Below are 15991 nucleotides of genomic sequence, written 5' to 3' on the forward strand. Positions count from 1 at the left end.
ATAGCCTGGCGGGATGGCGGAGGAGAGGCCCGTGCGCGGCGGGCTGCCGGCCGGGCTCGCGTCCCTGGCCGGCTTCCAGCTGTCCAAGTGCGGCTGGTGGATGGAGCAGCGGCTGGAGGAGGCCCTCGAACCGCTCGGCCTCCGCGTGCGGCACTTCCTCGTGCTGGCGATGCTCAGCTCGTCCGGCACGCTGTCGCAGCAGGAGATGGCCGGCTACCTGCTGCTCGACCCCACGCTGATGGTCGGGCTGGTGGACGACCTGGAGGAGCGGGGGCTCTGCGAGCGCTCCCGCGACCCGAAGGACCGGCGCCGCCACTCCGTCCGCATCACCGGCGAGGGGCGCGACGTGCACCGGCGCGCGCGTGCGCTGGCCGACGAGGTGGGCGCCGAGGTGTTCGGGCCGCTGTCGCGGGACGAGCTGCGCGCCGTCGCCGGCGCGATCGAGCGGGTGATGGAGCCGTTCTGGACCGAGCAGGCCGTCCGGCCGCGCCGCAGGACGGCCCGCTGACCGCGATCGGCCGGCCGCGGCCGGCGCCGGGCCCGCTCAGCGCTGATCCGGTCAGGGGCGGGCGCGGAAGTCGGCGAAGTCGAAGCCGGGGGACACCACGCAGCTGACCAGGACCTCGTCCGTCCCGGCGGGGCGCGCGGCCTGCCAGACGCCGGGCGGGACGACGGCCTGCGGCACCTCGCCGGCCGCCACGTCGGCGCCCAGCGTGACGGTCTCGGGGTCCGCGGCGGGCTCGTCGCCCGACCCGCCGAGCAGCAGCGCCAGCGGGCCGCCGCGGTGCCACAGCCACATCTCGGCCGAGCGCACCGCGTGCCACATCGACTCCTCGCCCGGCGGCAGCAGGAAGTAGATGCCCGTCGCGGTCGCCCGCTCGCCCGGGTAGCCGGCCGGGGCGAACGACACGTCCGACCGCCACGTCTCCCGGTACCAGCCCCCCTCGGGGTGGGGGAGCAGGTCGAGGGCCTCGGCGGTGGCGGGCCGGTCCAGCAGGGCGACGTGCCGCCCGTCCGGCCCGCGCCGGACGTACCGGACGGTGGCCGCCGCCGACTTGTCGACCACCCCGCGCGGCGGCCGCAGCCCCGGCTCCGGATCCAGCGTCACCGCGACGAGCTGGCCGGCGTCGCCGCCGTACACGTCGTCGGCGATGGCGAGGAGATCGGGCTCGGAGTCGGGCGCCCACACGGCGCCCGCGTCGGACAGGACGAACCGGGGCCCGGGCTGGTCCCGCCAGCCGTCGAGCGTCGTCAGAAGCAGCACCGTCCCAGGCTAGTGCCGCCCGGAAAAGCCGTATGGGCGTCGGGGGGAGTGGTGGCAGCATGGGCGTCCGGTGTCCACGAGCGGCGGAGGCGAGATGCGCCAGGTCTTCGGAATCTCACAGCCCATTCCGGACGAGAGCTTTCGAGGACCCCACCGCCCATGCCCACGCTCAACCTCGGCATCCTCGCGCACGTCGACGCGGGAAAGACCAGCCTGACCGAACGGCTGCTGTTCGACACCGGCGCGATCGCCCGGCTCGGCAGCGTCGACGCCGGCGACACCCGGACCGACCGCGGCGACCTGGAACGCGCGCGCGGCATCACGATCCGGTCGGCCGTCGCGCCGTTCCGGCTCGGCGCGCTGCGCGTCAACCTGATCGACACCCCCGGGCACGCCGACTTCGCCGCCGAGGTCGAGCGGGCCCTCGGCGTGCTCGACGGCGCCGTCCTGGTGCTGTCGGCCGTCGAAGGCGTGCAGGCGCGGACCCGGGTGCTGCTGCGGGCGCTGCGCGCGCTCGCGCTGCCCACCCTGATCTTCGTGAACAAGATCGACCGCGCCGGCGCCGACCCGGACGCGGTGCTCGCCGCGCTCGGCCGCCGGCCGGGCGTCCAGCCCGTCCCGCTGAACCGGGTGCGGGACGGGCGGGCCGTGCCCTGCCCGCCGCCGGTCGAGATCCTCGCGGACGGCGACGACGCCCTGCTCGCCGACTACGTGGACGGCCGCGCCACCCCGCCGGACGCCGTGCGGGCGTCGCTGCGCGCGCAGACCGCCGCCGGGACCGTCCAGCCGCTGTACTTCGGCTCCGCGACGACCGGCGCGGGCGTCGCCGACCTGCTCGGCGGGATCGCGTCCCTGCTGCCTCCCGCCGGGCCCGGCGACGGTGAGACGCGCGGCACCGTGTTCGCCGTGGAGCGCACCGCGTCGGGTGAGCGCCTCTCCCACCTGCGGCTGTTCTCCGGCGAGCTGCGCCCGCGCCAGACCGTCGCGTTCGCGGGCGGACGCGGCGGGCGCATCACCGGGCTGGACGTCGCCGGCGCCCCCGGCGAGCCGCTGACCGCCGGGAACATCGCCGCCGTCCGGGGCCTCGCCGCCGCCCGCGTCGGCGACCGGATCGGCCCGCCCGTCCGGGACGTCCCGCCGTTCCCGCCGCCGTCGCTGGAGACCGTCGTCCGCGCCCGCCGCCCCGCCGACGCGGGACGGCTGCGCGCAGCGCTCCTCGACCTCGCCGACGAGGACCCGCTGATCCGCGCCCGGCCCGCCCCGTCCGGAGCGACGTCGGTGCTGCTGTACGGGGAGGTGCAGAAGGAGGTCATCGCGGCGCGGCTGCTCGCCGAGGCCGGTGTCGAGGCCGTCTTCGAGGAGAGCCGCACCGTCTACGCCGAGCGCCCGGCCGGCACCGGCGAGGCCGCCGAGGAGATGGACTGGCGGCGCCGCGTGCCCGACTTCTGGGCGAGCGTCGGGCTGCGCGTCGAACCCGCGCCGCGCGGCTCGGGCAACGCGTTCCGCCGCGACACCGAGCCGGGCGCGCTGCCGCACGCCTTCGACCGCGCGATCGAGGAGACCGTCCACCGCACCCTGGAGCAGGGCCTTCACGGCTGGCCGGTGACCGACTGCGCCGTGGTGCTGACCCGGTCGGGGTTCGCCGGTCCGGTCAGCACCGCCGCCGACTTCCGCGGCCTGACGCCGCTGATCCTCATGGCGGCCCTCGCGCGCGCGGGCACCCGCGTGTACGAGCCGTGCCACGCGTTCGAGGCGGAGGTGCCCGGCGACGCGCTCAGCCCCGTCCTCGCCGCGCTCGGCACCCTCGGCGCCGCGGCCGTCGAGCCCGCGCCCGGACCCGGCGGCTGGACGATCAAGGGCGAGATCCCCGCAGGGCGCGCGCGGGAGGCGGAGGCGGCGCTGCCCGCGCTCACCCGGGGCGAGGGCACCTGGTGGTCCGAGCCGTCCGGCGAGCGCCCGGTCACCGGCGCGCCGCCCTCGCGCCCCCGCACCGGCGGCGACCCCCTCGACCGCGCCGCCTACCTCCGCCACCTCGGCCGCTGACCGCCCGGAATCACACCGCCCCGGAGCACGGCGGCCCGATCAGCCCGCCCCGATCACCCCGCTCCGGTCACACCGTGAGGACGATCTTGCCGGACACCCGTCCCGTCTCGCCCCGCTCGTGCGCCTTCGCGGCGTCCTCCAGCGGGAGCACCGTGTCGATCTCGGCTCGCAGCCGCCCGGACCCCGCCAGCTCGGCGATCTGCGTCATGGCGTGGAAGTCGGGCTCGACGAGCAGCGTCTCGAAGCGGACGCCGCGCTCGGCGGCCTGCTCCGCCATCGAGGCCGGCTGGGCGCGCCCGGCGATCGTCACCAGCACGCCTCCGGGCCGCATGGTGCGCAGCGAGCGCGGCGCGTAGTCGCCGCCGATCGTGTCGAGCACCACGTCCACGTCCTGCGCGGCCTCGGCGAAGTCGGCGTTCCGGTAGTCGATCGCCTCGTCCACGCCGATGTCGCGCAGGAAATCGTGCTTCGGCGCGCTCGCCGTCCCGATGACGTGCGCGCCCCTCGCCTTGGCGATCTGCACCGCGAGGTGCCCGACCCCGCCCGCCGCCGCGTGGACGAGGACGCGCTGCCCCTCCCGGACGTCCGCCGTGTCCACCAGCGCCTGCCACGCCGTCAGCGCGGCCAGCGGCAGCGCGCCCGCCTGCACGTGGTCGATCCCGGCCGGCTTGCGCACGAACGTCCGCGACGGCGCCACGACGTACTCGGCGTGCGAGCCCACGCCGTGCGGGTAGCGGAGCATGCCGAACACCTCGTCGCCCGGCTTGTGGATCGTCACCCCGAACCCGACCTCCTCCACCACGCCGGACACGTCCCAGCCCAGCGTGAACGGCGGGTCCGGAAGGAAGATCTTCAGCGCCCGGTGCTTCCAGTCGGTCGGGTTCACCCCGGCGGCCCGCACCCGGACCAGCACCTCGGTGGGCCCGGGTTCCGGCCGCTCGACCTCGACCAGCTTCAGCACCTCGGGCCCGCCCAGGACGTCCTGCCTGATCGCCCGCATCCGCTCCAACATGGCGTTACTCCTCTTCTCGGTTGCGACGCACTCACTCTGCCCGGCCGTCGCCGCTGCAAAAAGTGGCGAGATCGCCAACAACTGAAAGGATCTGGCCACCACCCCGCCGGCCGTGCACGACCGGCGGCCGACCGGTGCCCGTCCGGGACGTCGTCAGTCCATCTCGGACAGGCGGACGGGGTCGAAGCTGATCGGGAACGGCGCGTCCAGCGTCACCGTCTCGCCGGAGCGCGCCCTGCCCGCGACCTCGTACCGGCCGCCGGCCAGCTCCAGCAGCGTGATCGACGGGCGGGGCTCCAGGTCGACGATCCAGTAGTGCGGGATGCCGGTCGCCGCGTACTCCTCGACCTTGCGGACGCGGTCGATCTGCTCGTTCACCGTGCGGGGCGTCACGACCTCGGCGACCAGCATCAGGTCGGGGCCGTAGTAGGTGCGGGTCTGCCGCTCCAGCGCGGCGCGCGCCACGTCGCGGGCGACGGCGAACACGTCCGGCTTGCGGACGCCGGCCGGGGTCGTGACGTCCTGCGGCGCGCCCGCGACGTGGACGTCCGCGTCGGCCTGCCGCGCCGCGTCCTTCAGGATCGCCTTCAGCGCGTCGGCCGCGTGGTCGTGCCACAGGTCGCCCGGCAGCTCGTTCAGCCAGCCGTCGGCCAGCTCGTAGCGCCGGCCCTCCTCGGGCATCGCGTCCAGGTCGTACAGCGTGTACGGGCCGTGCGCACGCCCCGCTGTCCCGCCCATGACCGTCCCCCCTCAATCAACGGGCTGATCCGAATCTACCGGCCGGACGCCCGCGAGTCCGGCACCCATGATCGCGAGTCGATCCCGGGAAATCTCTCGCAAACCGAGCGAGATCGAGTTAAGATACATCGCGACTCTGCTTGACCCTCCACCCGCCGGAGGGTCCAGGCTGCGGGGAGAACCGCCGCGAAGGAGATGTGAGATGACCGTCGAGCAGCGAAAGGGCCTGCGCGCCTCGGACGGCGACCGCGACCGGGTCCTCGTCCGGCTGCACACCGCCTACGCCGAAGGCCGGCTCACCGAGGCCGAGCTGGACGAGCGCATCGACCACGCCCTCGCCGCCCGGACCCAGGCCGACCTGGCCGAGGTCTCCTCCGACCTGCCGGACGCGCAGGCCGCAGTCGCCCCCGCCGAGCGCGGCCCCGCCGGGCGCTTCCAGATGGCCTACAAGAGCACCGTCCGCCGCACCGGCCGCTGGCGCCTCCCCGAGAGGTACACCACCGTCGTCTACAAGGGGCATTCCCTGCTCGACCTGCGGGCCGCCGAACTCGACGGGCCCGTCACCACGATCCGCGTCCTCGCCTACAAGTCGACGGTCGAGGTGATCGTCCCGCCGGGCGTCCGGGTGGAGAGCGGCGGAATGGGGGTCTCCGCGGACCTGCACGGCGCCCCGGGGCCCGACGCCCCGGTCGTCCACATCCAGGGATTCGCCTACAAGGGGGAGATCGTGGCGAAAGATCGGATCTGTCCGGCCTGAGGTGATAGAACGCTCCAGCGGCCTGATCGGCCGCCGTTCGCGCCGATGTCCCGACAGGGACCGGCGCGGCGCGGTTTCATAGTGTCCCCAGGACCGCGAAGGAGCATGTGTGACGGCGAGGACCCCGGAGCGGAACGGCACCCCGTCCCCGGCCGGTGCGGAGCCCCCTGCCGACGGCCGGCCGGCCGGATCGCGCGCGGTCCGGCGCCGCCTGACGTTCGGCGTCTCCGCCGACCTCGCCGACCTTCCGGCGGCCCTGTCGCCCTGGCAGCGCGCCTACGAGGCGTGGCGCGCCGCCGGCATCCGCTGGGGGCACGGGGCGCCGCCCCGCAAGCGCGCCGCCGCCCCGGATCCCGCCGCCACTGACGCCGCCACTGACGCCGCCACGGACGCTGGGACGGACGCCGGCACGGAGCCCGCAGCCACGGAGCCCGTCGAGCCCGCGAGCCGTAACGCCATCCGCGCGGACGCCCCGCCCGCCGCAGCGCGCCCCACCCGGCCCGCGAAGACCCGGCCCGCAAAGACCGGTAACGCGAAGAACGAGAACGCGAAGGCACAGAAGCCGGCGTCCGCCGGGGCGCCGGCGAAGGGCGGTGACGCCGGGTCGGTCGTCGCGGCGGCCACGGCCCCGGCGACGGCGCCCGCGCAGACGGACGCCGCCGAGGCCCCCGCGGCCGAGGACGAGCCCGCCGCGCGCACCCCGGAGCCGCGGCCGGAGACCGAAGAGACCGCGCCGAGCCGGGGGACGCGGCGGCTGCGCGTCGCCGTCGCGGGCGCCGCCGGGCTGGTGGTCGTCGCGGGCGGCGCGCTGTTCGCGCTCGACCAGGGCGGCGGCCCGAAGAAGCCGCGGCCGCCCGCCGCCGTCCCGGCGGGCGCGCTGTTCGGAACCGACCCGGCGGCCACGACGGACGGCCTCGTCCAGGACCTCGCCGTGGTCACCGCGTCCGGGCGGAAGGTCGTCGCCGCCGGGACGGAGGGCGACGGCACGCCGGGACGGGAGCGCGCGCGGTTCCTGGTGTCCGCGGACGGCGGGCACGCGTGGAAGGCGGCGAAGGTGCGCGGCGCGGACGGCTCGGAGCCGCCCGCCGGGGAGCGCCCGCGGCTGGTCGCGGCCGGGGCCGGGAGATGGGCGGCGCTCGGGCAGTCGCCCGCGGGCACGGTCGTCTGGCTGAGCGGCGGCGGCATGACCTGGACGCGGCACCTCGACACGGCCGCGTTCAAGCCGGGCGACCAGGTGAACGCGCTGGTCGCGACCGCGCACGGGTTCGTCGCGGTGGGCGCGGCGGGAGGCCGGGCGGTCGTGTGGAGCACCGCCGACGGCCGGGCGTGGCAGCGCGTCGACGGGCTGCAAGCCGGAATCACCGGGCTGGACCGGGTCGCCGCGTCCGGCGGCGTGCTCGTGACGCACGGGACGTTCACCCGGAAGGTGACGCGTAAGAAGGGCAAGAAGACGGTCACACGGACGGTGCGGGGCGACGGCCTGTGGCGGTCCGCGGACGGCGGCCGCACCTGGACGGCGGTGGCCGTCCCGCAGGCGCAGGGGTCGCTGGGCGCGACGATCGGCCTGGTCGCCGGCCCGGGCGGGTTCGCGACCGTGCGCGAGGGGCAGCGGACGACGGGCCGCAAGAAGCACCGGCGGACGACGCGGTTCGGGGTGCTGTTCACCTCCCCGGACGGCCAGAGGTGGCAGGCCGCGGGCCGGATCTCCGTGCCGGGGTACGGCGGCGTCGAGCGGTTCGGCGGTTCCGCGGCGGGGTTCGGCGTCCTGGTGAAGGGCGCCAGGGGACGGCGCACCGTGCTGCGCAGCGCCGACGGGCGCACCTGGCAGCCGTCCGGGACGGTGGCGGAGCCGGTGCGCAGCAGCGGCCTGGCGGTCGCGGCCGGCGGCGCGGTCACGGTCGCGGGGCGGCAGGACGACGACGCGTACCTGTCCGGCGTGAACCTGGCGGCGGTGCCCGGCGCGGTGCACACCGAGCTGGCGATCCGGTCCCTCGCCGCCGGGCCGGGCCGGGCGGTCGCGGTCGGCAGCACGAACGGCGGCGCGGCGGTCTGGAGTTCGCCGGACGGCCGGGGCTGGACGCGCGGCCGGGCACCGGCGGCCGCCGGGCGGCTGTCGGACGTGGCGTTCGGCGGGCAGGGCTGGCTCGCGGTCGGCCGCGCGGACGGCGCGCGGCCCGGCGCCCTGGCGATGACGTCGCGGGACGGTGCGGTCTGGGAGCGCGCGAGGGTGCCCGCGGGCCCGCTCGCCGCGGTCGCGTCCGGCTCCGCCGGGTACGTGGCGGTCGGCGGCGGCTCCGTGTGGCGGTCGCCGGACCTCAGGACATGGAAGCGCGCGGCGGTCGCCGGCAACCTCGTCGACGTGGAGTCGACCGGCTCCGGCTACGTGGCGGTCGGCGGGCGCGGCGGGAAACCGGCGGCCTGGACGTCGCCGGACGGTGCGAAGTGGACGCCCACGGCCGCGGTGCCGCCGGGCGCCGCCCCGCTCTCGCAGGTCGCGGCGCGCGGGAACGCGCTGGTCGCGGCGGGTGCGGGCGGGAGCCTGCTGGTGTCGCCGGACGCGGGCCGGACGTGGGCGCTGCGCACGCCGCCGGGCGCGCGGCAGGTGACCGCGGCGGCCGCGACCCCGAAGGGTTTCGTGGTGGCGGTCGCGACCGCGCCGGGCGGCGCGGCCGTGTTCGGTTCACCGGACGGGACCGCGTGGCGGCGGGTGCCCGCGCGGGGGCTCGGCGGCCGGGCCGAGCGGCGCCTCACCGCGATGACGCCGGCGGGCGCCACGGTCCTGGCCACCGGCACCGGCGTCCGCGACGGCGCCGAGACGCCGCTGCTCTGGCGGGCGCCCGTGCCGGCGACCGGTGCCGTGCAGGGAGCGAAACCCTAGTCGCGTGCAGGGGGCGGAGCCGTGTGCGGGAGGGCGGGGTGCCGGCGGCGGGTCAGCCGTTGCAGCCGCAGGAGCAGCCCTTCGGGCACGAGCATCCGCCGCCATGTCCGCAACTGCAGTCTTTTTTCGTCATGAGTGGAACGTAGCCCTTTGGGCGTTTTGGGGTCTATGGCCCGGGCGGTACGGGGACCTGTCGCCGGGGTGGGGGCACGGGCCGTCCGACGGCGGGGGGACGCGCGGACGGCCCGTGCCGGTTCCGGGGCGGTGCCTGCCTGAGGGCGGTGCCCGCCCGGGGGCGCCCCCAGGCAGGCGTGGATGTGTCACGCGTGGATGTGCAGGTCCACGCCCAGCAGGATGAGGAACCACAGGAACACGGCCAGCAGCGCGCTGCCGACCTGGCGCAGCAGCGGGACGTCGATGTAGCCGCGGTCCCAGGCGATGAACACGCCGATGATGAGATAGATGAGGCCGACCAGGCTGATGTGGTGCGACCGATATCGGAACGCCATGGGGGACGTCTCCTCCCGGAGGGGGTGTGACGATCGGTCGGTGCCCTGCCCCTCGCGAGAGAAACACCGTCGGGTTTCCGGATCGCCCACTGACGGTTTTTTCGGTACCGCCGGAAATGGGAGACCCTGATCGCTTCCGGGGCGCGGTCACTTCCCGGGCGCGATCACTCTTCCCGGCCGGTCACTTCCCGGGCAGGTCGATGCGCACCACGGTCGGGTCGTGGTCCCCGGCGCGCGCCGCGAACTCCGACGCGCGGTGCACGACGTCGAACCGGTGCTTGCTCTTGGCCAGCGCCGGGCTGAGCAGGATGTGGTCGAGGTCCTCGGAGTTCCCGCCGGTCACGGCGGTGTACCGGTCGCCGGCCGGCAGCGCGGCGGGCAGGTCGGCGAGCCCCGCGCCCTTGGTCAGGGCCTGGACGGGCAGCGACGTCCCGCGGTCGTTCAGCCCGCCCGTCACGATCACGTCGGCCTTCCGGCCCGCCGCCCGCACGGACTTCACGAACCCCGCGACCACCCGGGCCTGCGCGTCGCGGCGCCACTCGGTGGGGCTGGACGGCGGCTGGAACCGGCCGAAGAGGGGCTGGTCGTCGCCGGTGCGCGGGTACCAGTCGTCCGCGACGACGATGATGCGCCGCCCCCGCCACACGACCTCCCCGGCCAGCGGCTTGCGCGCGCCGCTCCAGGCGGTGTCGCGGGGCGCGATCCGGCCGGGGGACAGCGACAGGCCCGCCGTGCCGCCCGCGCGCCGCACCGCCCTCGCCGAGGTGACGGACGGGTCGGGCTGCGCGGCGGGCGGCGCGTCGGCCAGCGGGTCGGCGGCCGCGGGCCGGTCGACGAACGCCAGCCCGCGGTCGGTGCGGAACAGGAACCCGATCCGGCTGTTGCCGCCCTTCCCGCCGCCGTCGGCGCCGTCGCGCGGGTTCACCGAGCGCCAGTCGTAGGCGGGGCCGCCCGCCTCGCTGATCGCGGTGATCAGCTGCGCGACGGTCTGGTCGGCGGCGACGGTGCCGTCGTCGTGCGGGCCGCTGTTGTCCTGCAGCCCGCTGACCGCGACGAGGTCGGGGGAGTCCAGGCCCCGGACGATGTCGCCGGCGAGGTCGCGGAAGCGCTGCGGGGGGCTGTCGGGCCCGAGGTCGGCCAGCCCGGCGGTGCCGACGGCGAGCTCGCCGGGCCGCTGCGGGGACGCGGCCTCCTGCGGCAGGCCGCCGTCGGCGCGCCGCGGGACGGCGGTGAGCAGCAGCGTGAAGTCGCCGTAGGAGTAGTCGAGCACGCCGTCGTCGGCGCCGGGCAGCCGGTCGCCGACGTTCATCGCGGGCAGCGGGGCGAGCGCGTCGTCGAGGACGATCCGCTCGGGGTTGGCGTCGCCGTCGCGCAGCAGGATGCCGCCGCGCTTGGTGCGGGTCCCGGCGCCGGCGCCGTTGGCGGGCAGCACCGGCACCTGGCCGTCGCGGGACGGCCCGACCGCGACGGCGTCGCTGATCCGGACGCGCATTCCCTCCAGCGACTCGTAGAAGTCGAGGCCGCTGCGCTTCGGGTCGAGCGCGCCGCCCTTCTCGACGTCGCCGCGCCGGGCCGAGACCACGGCGGTCGGGGGACGGCGCCCGCCCGGCCCGATCACGACGGGCGCGGGCAGCGCGGTGCCGTGCGCGGCCACGCTGGTCGCGGTCGCGTCGATCTCGGTGCGGGTCAGCCCGGCGGACCCGCCGCCCGGCCGGTACTCGCGGACCCTCCCGTTCACCCGGACCGCGTCGCCGGGGACGGCGGACGGCCGGGTGCGGGTGAAGACGAAGACGCCCTCGGACGTGGCGGGGTTCCGGTCGGGGCGCGGGTCCTGCATCCAGAAGCCGTTGCCGGTCACGGCGGTGACGACGCCGGGGACGCCCGCGACGGCGGCGCCGTTCAGCGGCGAGACGTGCGCGGCGCCCTGGACGTCGTGGATGCGGCGGCCGGCGAGCGGCGCCGCGGCGTGCGCGGCCGGCGGCACCGCGAGGGGGACGGCCAGCGCCGCCGCCAGCACGGACGCGAGCGTCCGGGCCGTCCGGAGAGGGCCCGCTGCAGCTGCGTACGCCACCCGCACTCCACGATCGTCTAGTCGTCCGAAGGGCACGAAGCAGGATGGCACGGGAACGGGACCGCTGACGAACCGCCCGGTGCGGTCCCGACCCCCCGGCGAGTGCGGCGGCGGGCGCGGGCGGCCCGCCGGCGCGGCTACTCCTCGAGCGTCAGCGCGGCCTTCGGGCAGGAGCGCACCGCGTGCCGGACGCGGTCGGCCTCCTCGGCCGGCACGTCCGGCTTGAGGATCTCCAGCTCGTCGTCGTCGTTGAGGTCGAAGACCTCGGGGGCGAGCCCGACGCAGACGCCGTTGGCCTCGCACACCAGCGGGTCGACTCGTACTCTCATCGGCTTCTCCGTTCGCGTTCCCGGATGGGGCGGGTGCGGTCCCGGGGAGGTCCGCGCGGCGGCGCGGCCCCGCCGGCCCGGTGCTCCGGCGCCCAACCTACCGAACCGGGTTCTGGCACCGGCCGCCCGCCCGGCAAAAGTAGAACACGTTCCAGTCTGGTGCGGCAACGCCGGGGCGAGACTCGAGTCTCATTCGGTGTCGGATATGGTGCGCGGATGACCGAAACCCCGTCTGATTTGCGCGAGGCGTCCACCGTCCCGGGGACGACCTCGGACGCGGACCGCCCGGACGGCCCTCCCGCGATGCCGGCGGACCTGCTGCGCGCCGCCCGCTGCGCCAAGGGCTTCATGCCGGACGACGAGGGCCGCGTCCTCTACGAGACGGCCCTGGAGTACGGGGCCCGGCTCGCCGCCACCGGGCCGCTGCTGGAGGTCGGCAGCTACTGCGGCAAGTCGGCGATCTACCTCGGCACCGCCGCCCTGCACGCCGGCACCGTCGTCGTCACCGTCGACCACCACCACGGCTCCGAGGAGAACCAGGCGGGCTGGGAGCACCACGACCCGTCCCTGGTCGACCCCAGCACCGGGCGGATGGACACGCTGCCGACGTTCCGCAGGACGGTCGGCGCGGCGGGCCTCGAGGACCAGGTCGTCGCCGTCGTCGGGCAGTCCCGGACGGTCTCGGCGTTCTGGCGCACCCCCCTCGCGCTGCTGTTCATCGACGGGGGCCACGCCGAGGTGCACGCGCAGGGCGACTACGAGGGCTGGGCGCCGCACGTCGCGGTCGGCGGCGCGCTGGTGATCCACGACGTGTTCCCCGACCCGGAGGACGGCGGGCAGGCCCCCTACCACGTCTACCTGCGGGCCCTGGCGAGCGGCGCGTTCGAGGAGCGCCGCGTGCAGGGCTCCCTGCGCGTCCTGGAGCGCGTCTCCGGCGCGGACCCGGCGGCCGCGCCCCGGCCCGGCGCCACCGAGGCCGCAGGCGCCTCATAAGCCGCAGAACGGACGTGGGGCCGCACCGGACGCACCGGTGCGGCCCCACGACTGTGAGAACCCGTTCTAGGCCCGTGGACGCGCCGTCACAGCCGCGTCCGCACCGGGTTGGCGACCGCCACCGGCGCGCAGCCGCACGCCAGCGGGTCGGACGCGGCGCACGGCCCGAGCGGCCGCCCGGCGATCTCCTTGAACAGCCGCGCCCCCGGCGAGGCGTCCGCCAGCGCGTCCGCCGCCAGGACCACCGCGGCCGCCGTGTAGGTGGAACGGTCCCCGGGGAAATGCCGCTCGTTCTCGAACTGCCAGCCCGTCCAGTACGAGCCGTCCTCGTGCCGCAGGTGCTGGATGGTGGTGAACAGCTCCAACGCCCGGTCCCGGTCGCCCGCCGCGTCCAGCGCCATCACCAGCTCGCAGCTCTCCGCCGCCGTGACCCACGGCTGGTCCGACACGCACCGGCAGCCGAGGCCCGGCACCACGAAGTCGTCCCAGCACTCGGCCAGCCGCCGCGCGGCGGCCTCGCCGCGCACCGGCCCGCCGAGCACGGGGTAGTACCAGTCCATCGACCAGCGGCTCTTGTCGGCGAACGCCTCCGGGTGCGCCGCCACCACGTGGCCGAGCTGGTCGGCGGCCAGCTCCCACTCCGGCTGCGGCTCGCCGAGGTGCTCGGCGAGCGCGACCGCGCAGCGCAGCGACTGGTAGATCGACGAGCAGCCGGTCAGCAGCGCGTGGTCGGACGCGGCGCCGTTCTCGTGCCGGATCCAGATGATCTCGCCGCGCCGGGTCTGCAGGCCGAGCGTGTAGTCGATGGCCCGCCGGACCACCGGCCACATCCGCCGCGCGAAGTCGTCGTCGCCGGTGCAGACCAGCTCGTGCCAGACGCCGACCGCGACGTAGGCGGCGTGGTTGGACTCGCCGCCCGGCTCGGTGACCTCGCCCAGCACCCACTTCGCGGGCCACGACCCGTCCGGCCGCTGCACGCTCGCCAGCCACGCGTAGGCGCGGCGCGCCTCCTCGCCGAGCCCGGCGACGGTCAGCGCCATCGCCGCCTCGACGTGGTTCCACGCGTCCACGTGGCCGGGCACGCCGCCGACCGGCGAGAACCACGGGATCGCGCCGGACTCCTCCTGCTGGCGGGCGATGCTGCAGGCCGTCGCGACGATGCCGTCCGCCGTCACGACCCCCGGGACTGAGGGGGGCGCGGTCTCAGACGGCATCCGCCGTCTCCCTGGCCGGGGACGCCGGCGTGCTCGGCGCCGACGGCTTGGCGAAGTACACCACGACGCTCTTGCCGATCACCGGGTTCAGCGCGCGCTCGGCCAGCCGGGTCGCGAGCGGCCGCTTCATGATGTCCCAGACCAGGATCTGGTGGTAGGCCTTGGCGAGCGGGTTGCCGTCGTCGTTCACGCCGACCGCGCACTTGATCCACCAGTACGGGGCGTGCAGCCCGTGCGCGTGGTGGTGGCCGCCGACCTTGAAGCCGATCGACTTGAACTTCGCCTCCAGCTCAGCGCGCGTGTAGATCCGCACGTGGCCGCCGGGGGCGGTGTGGTAGTCCTCCGACAGCGCCCAGCAGACCCGCTCCGGCAGCCAGCTCGGCACCGTCACCGCGAGCCGCCCGCCCGGCTTCAGCACCCGCAGCAACTCGCGCATCGCCCGCATGTCGTCGGGGATGTGCTCCAGCACCTCGGACGCGATGATCTTGTCGAAGTGGTCGTCGGGGAACGGCAGCTCGAGCGCGTCGCCCTGCACGGTCTCGGCCGCCGCGCCCTCGGGGACCTCGCCCTCCATGCGCATGGCGCCGAACATCTTCTCGACGCCGGCCAGCTCGTCCGCGTCGAGGTCGAAGGCCACGACGTGGGCACCCCGGCGGTACAGCTCGAAGGCGTGCCGTCCGGCCCCGCATCCCATGTCGAGGATGCGGTCCCCGGGGGTGACGCGGAACCGCTGGAAATCCACGGTCAGCAGGGTCGTGCTCCTTCCGTACGGGGAGGCCCGGATGGGGTTCCCACGGCACTTCTCAACTACGGCACTTCTCGACTACAGCACTTCTCGACTACAGACTTGCCTGATGCGGCCCCTTCCGGGTGCCGCCCGTCTCAGCCCCGGCGCGCCCGCTTGGACGCGGCGAGCCGCAGGTAGTTCCGCTCGCGGATCGCGGCGCGGTAGTGCTCGACGGTCGCCTTCGCCACGGCCGGCCAGGCGAACCGCTCCTGCACGCGGGCCAGCCCCGCGGCGCCCACCCGCGCCCGCTCCTCGGGGGAGTCGTGCAGCAGGCGCAGCGTCGCGGCCAGCTCCTCGACGTCGCCGGGCGCGACCAGCACGCCGGCGTCGCCGACGACCTCCGGCAGCGCCCCGGCGCGGCTCGCGACCAGCGGCGTGCCGGACGCCATGTGCTCGACGGCGGGCAGCGAGAAGCCCTCGTAGCGGGACGGGACGACGGCGATCTCGGCGGACGCCAGCAGCTCGCCCAGCTCGTCGTCGCTGATGCCGCTGACGAACCGGACCCGGTCGCCGAGCGCCAGCTCCCGCACCAGCTTCTCGGTCGGCCCGTCCTTCTGCGGGCGGCTGACCACGATGACGTGCACGTCCCGCTCGGTGGCGACCTTGGCGACCGCGCGCAGCAGCACGTCCACGCCCTTGATCGGGGCGTCGGCGCTGGCCATCGCGACGATCCGGCCGGGGACGCGCTCGCCGCGCGGGTGGAAGATGCGGGTGTCGACGCCGAGCGGCAGGATCTCGATGTCGCGCGGGTCGACGCGGAAGTCCTTGACGATGTCGACCTTGGACGACTCCGACACCGTCAGCACGGGGCCGATGCGCCGCGACACCTGCGACTGCATGGTGACGAACCCGTACCAGCGGCGCTTGCCGAGCTTCTGCTTGACGCCCTGCGCCGCCTCCAGCTCGATCCGCCGGTCGACGCTGATCGGGTGGTGGATGCTCGTCACCAGCGGCAGGCCCAGCCGGGAGATGCCGAGGTTGCCGAGGCCGAGGACCTGGTTGTCGTGCACGACGTCGAAGTCGCGGCGGCGCCGCTTCAGCTCGCGCAGCACGCGCAGGCTGAACGTCAGCGGCTCGGGGAACCCGCCGGTCTTCATGTGCGCGAACTCCAGCACGTCGATCCAGTCGCGGAACTCCTCGCGCGCCGGCGTGCGGAACGGGTCCTCGTCCCGGTACAGGTCCAGGCTCGGGATCTTGGTGAGGGCGATCTCGTCGCGGTCCAGCTCCGGATACGGCTGGCCGGACAGCACCTCCACCGTGTGCCCGAGGTCGACCAGTTCCCGGCTCAGATGCCGGAGGTAGACCCCCTGGCCGCCGCAGTGCGGCTTGCTCCGGTAGGAGAGCAGGGCCACCCGCAACGGTTCGCCCGGCTCGTCTGCCTCACCCACGCCAGCCC

General features: G+C 75.8%; 14 protein-coding genes. 5 read left to right on the top strand and 9 right to left on the bottom strand.

Going from position 1 to position 15991, the window contains the following annotated elements:
• The first annotated feature begins 13 nt into the window (after nt 1–13).
• A complete protein-coding gene (locus J4557_RS26360) occupies nt 14–508 on the top strand; it encodes a MarR family winged helix-turn-helix transcriptional regulator (RefSeq protein WP_208269414.1) in 495 nt (164 codons plus the stop codon).
• Nucleotides 509–559: 51 nt separating this feature from the next.
• Here the strand turns inward: J4557_RS26360 and J4557_RS26365 are convergent, their stop codons facing one another.
• Entirely contained in the window at nt 560–1264 is a 705-nt protein-coding gene (locus tag J4557_RS26365; protein ID WP_307800220.1) for a cupin domain-containing protein, read from the bottom strand.
• Nucleotides 1265–1423: 159 nt separating this feature from the next.
• On the opposite strand from J4557_RS26365, the gene J4557_RS26370 reads away from it, so the two are divergent.
• Entirely contained in the window at nt 1424–3307 is a 1884-nt protein-coding gene (locus J4557_RS26370; RefSeq protein ID WP_208269415.1) for a GTP-binding protein, read from the top strand.
• A gap of 67 nt (nt 3308–3374) precedes the next feature.
• On the opposite strand, the gene J4557_RS26375 is transcribed toward J4557_RS26370, so the two are convergent.
• Nucleotides 3375–4307, bottom strand: a complete 933-nt coding sequence (locus J4557_RS26375; RefSeq protein WP_208269510.1) for an NADP-dependent oxidoreductase — start codon at nt 4305–4307, stop codon at nt 3375–3377.
• Between the two features lie 165 nt (nt 4308–4472).
• Nucleotides 4473–5057, bottom strand: a complete 585-nt coding sequence (locus tag J4557_RS26380) for a Uma2 family endonuclease (RefSeq protein ID WP_208269416.1) — start codon at nt 5055–5057, stop codon at nt 4473–4475.
• A gap of 202 nt (nt 5058–5259) precedes the next feature.
• On the opposite strand from J4557_RS26380, the gene J4557_RS26385 reads away from it, so the two are divergent.
• Both J4557_RS26385 and J4557_RS26390 read left to right on the top strand, forming a co-directional pair.
• Entirely contained in the window at nt 5260–5814 is a 555-nt protein-coding gene (locus J4557_RS26385; RefSeq protein WP_208269417.1) for a DUF1707 SHOCT-like domain-containing protein, read from the top strand.
• A 109-nt stretch (nt 5815–5923) separates the two neighbouring features.
• On the top strand, nt 5924–8692 hold the full coding sequence (locus tag J4557_RS26390) for a hypothetical protein (protein WP_208269418.1): 2769 nt from the start codon (nt 5924–5926) through the stop codon (nt 8690–8692).
• A 320-nt stretch (nt 8693–9012) separates the two neighbouring features.
• Here J4557_RS26390 and J4557_RS26395 read toward each other — a convergent pair whose 3' ends face one another.
• The 3 genes from J4557_RS26395 to J4557_RS26405 all read right to left on the bottom strand — a co-directional run bounded on the left by J4557_RS26395 (nt 9013) and on the right by J4557_RS26405 (nt 11601).
• Entirely contained in the window at nt 9013–9201 is a 189-nt protein-coding gene (locus J4557_RS26395) for a hypothetical protein (RefSeq protein ID WP_208269419.1), read from the bottom strand.
• 181 nt (nt 9202–9382) lie between these two features.
• Complete coding sequence (locus J4557_RS26400) at nt 9383–11272, bottom strand: DUF8508 domain-containing protein (protein WP_307800221.1); 1890 nt, start codon at nt 11270–11272, stop codon at nt 9383–9385.
• A gap of 137 nt (nt 11273–11409) precedes the next feature.
• Nucleotides 11410–11601 carry a ferredoxin gene (locus tag J4557_RS26405; protein WP_151598811.1) on the bottom strand — a complete coding sequence of 64 codons (192 nt, stop codon included), beginning with the start codon at nt 11599–11601 and terminating at the stop codon, nt 11410–11412.
• A gap of 303 nt (nt 11602–11904) precedes the next feature.
• Here J4557_RS26405 and J4557_RS26410 point away from each other — a divergent pair, with 303 nt between their 5' ends.
• Entirely contained in the window at nt 11905–12594 is a 690-nt protein-coding gene (locus J4557_RS26410; RefSeq protein WP_208269512.1) for a class I SAM-dependent methyltransferase, read from the top strand.
• Nucleotides 12595–12680: 86 nt separating this feature from the next.
• Here the strand turns inward: J4557_RS26410 and J4557_RS26415 are convergent, their stop codons facing one another.
• From J4557_RS26415 to J4557_RS26425, 3 genes are all read right to left on the bottom strand, one after another.
• The gene (locus J4557_RS26415) at nt 12681–13808 is read right to left on the bottom strand and encodes a prenyltransferase (RefSeq protein WP_208269420.1); all 1128 of its coding nucleotides are present in this window, start codon (nt 13806–13808) and stop codon (nt 12681–12683) included.
• Nucleotides 13798–14559: a class I SAM-dependent methyltransferase gene (locus tag J4557_RS26420; protein WP_208269513.1), complete on the bottom strand. Its 762-nt coding sequence runs from the start codon at nt 14557–14559 to the stop codon at nt 13798–13800. Before J4557_RS26420 ends, J4557_RS26415 begins: the two co-directional genes overlap by 11 nt.
• Nucleotides 14560–14690: 131 nt before the next feature.
• A complete protein-coding gene (locus tag J4557_RS26425) occupies nt 14691–15983 on the bottom strand; it encodes a glycosyltransferase family 4 protein (protein ID WP_208269421.1) in 1293 nt (430 codons plus the stop codon).
• Nucleotides 15984–15991 lie beyond the last annotated feature (8 nt).

Source organism: Actinomadura nitritigenes (assembly GCF_017573545.1).
GTDB classification, from domain to species: domain Bacteria; phylum Actinomycetota; class Actinomycetes; order Streptosporangiales; family Streptosporangiaceae; genus Spirillospora; species Spirillospora nitritigenes.

Excerpts from the sequence above, each read along its gene's own strand:
- J4557_RS26360 (WP_208269414.1), top strand. The coding sequence starts at position 14 with ATGGCGGAGGAGAGGCCCGTGCGCGGCGGGCTGCCGGCCGGGCTCGCG.
- J4557_RS26370 (WP_208269415.1), top strand. The coding sequence starts at position 1,424 with ATGCCCACGCTCAACCTCGGCATCCTCGCGCACGTCGACGCGGGAAAG.
- J4557_RS26375 (WP_208269510.1), bottom strand. The coding sequence starts at position 4,307 with ATGCGGGCGATCAGGCAGGACGTCCTGGGCGGGCCCGAGGTGCTGAAG.
- J4557_RS26380 (WP_208269416.1), bottom strand. The coding sequence starts at position 5,057 with ATGGGCGGGACAGCGGGGCGTGCGCACGGCCCGTACACGCTGTACGAC.
- J4557_RS26385 (WP_208269417.1), top strand. The coding sequence starts at position 5,260 with ATGACCGTCGAGCAGCGAAAGGGCCTGCGCGCCTCGGACGGCGACCGC.
- J4557_RS26395 (WP_208269419.1), bottom strand. The coding sequence starts at position 9,201 with ATGGCGTTCCGATATCGGTCGCACCACATCAGCCTGGTCGGCCTCATC.
- J4557_RS26405 (WP_151598811.1), bottom strand. The coding sequence starts at position 11,601 with ATGAGAGTACGAGTCGACCCGCTGGTGTGCGAGGCCAACGGCGTCTGC.
- J4557_RS26410 (WP_208269512.1), top strand. The coding sequence starts at position 11,905 with ATGCCGGCGGACCTGCTGCGCGCCGCCCGCTGCGCCAAGGGCTTCATG.
- J4557_RS26415 (WP_208269420.1), bottom strand. The coding sequence starts at position 13,808 with ATGCCGTCTGAGACCGCGCCCCCCTCAGTCCCGGGGGTCGTGACGGCG.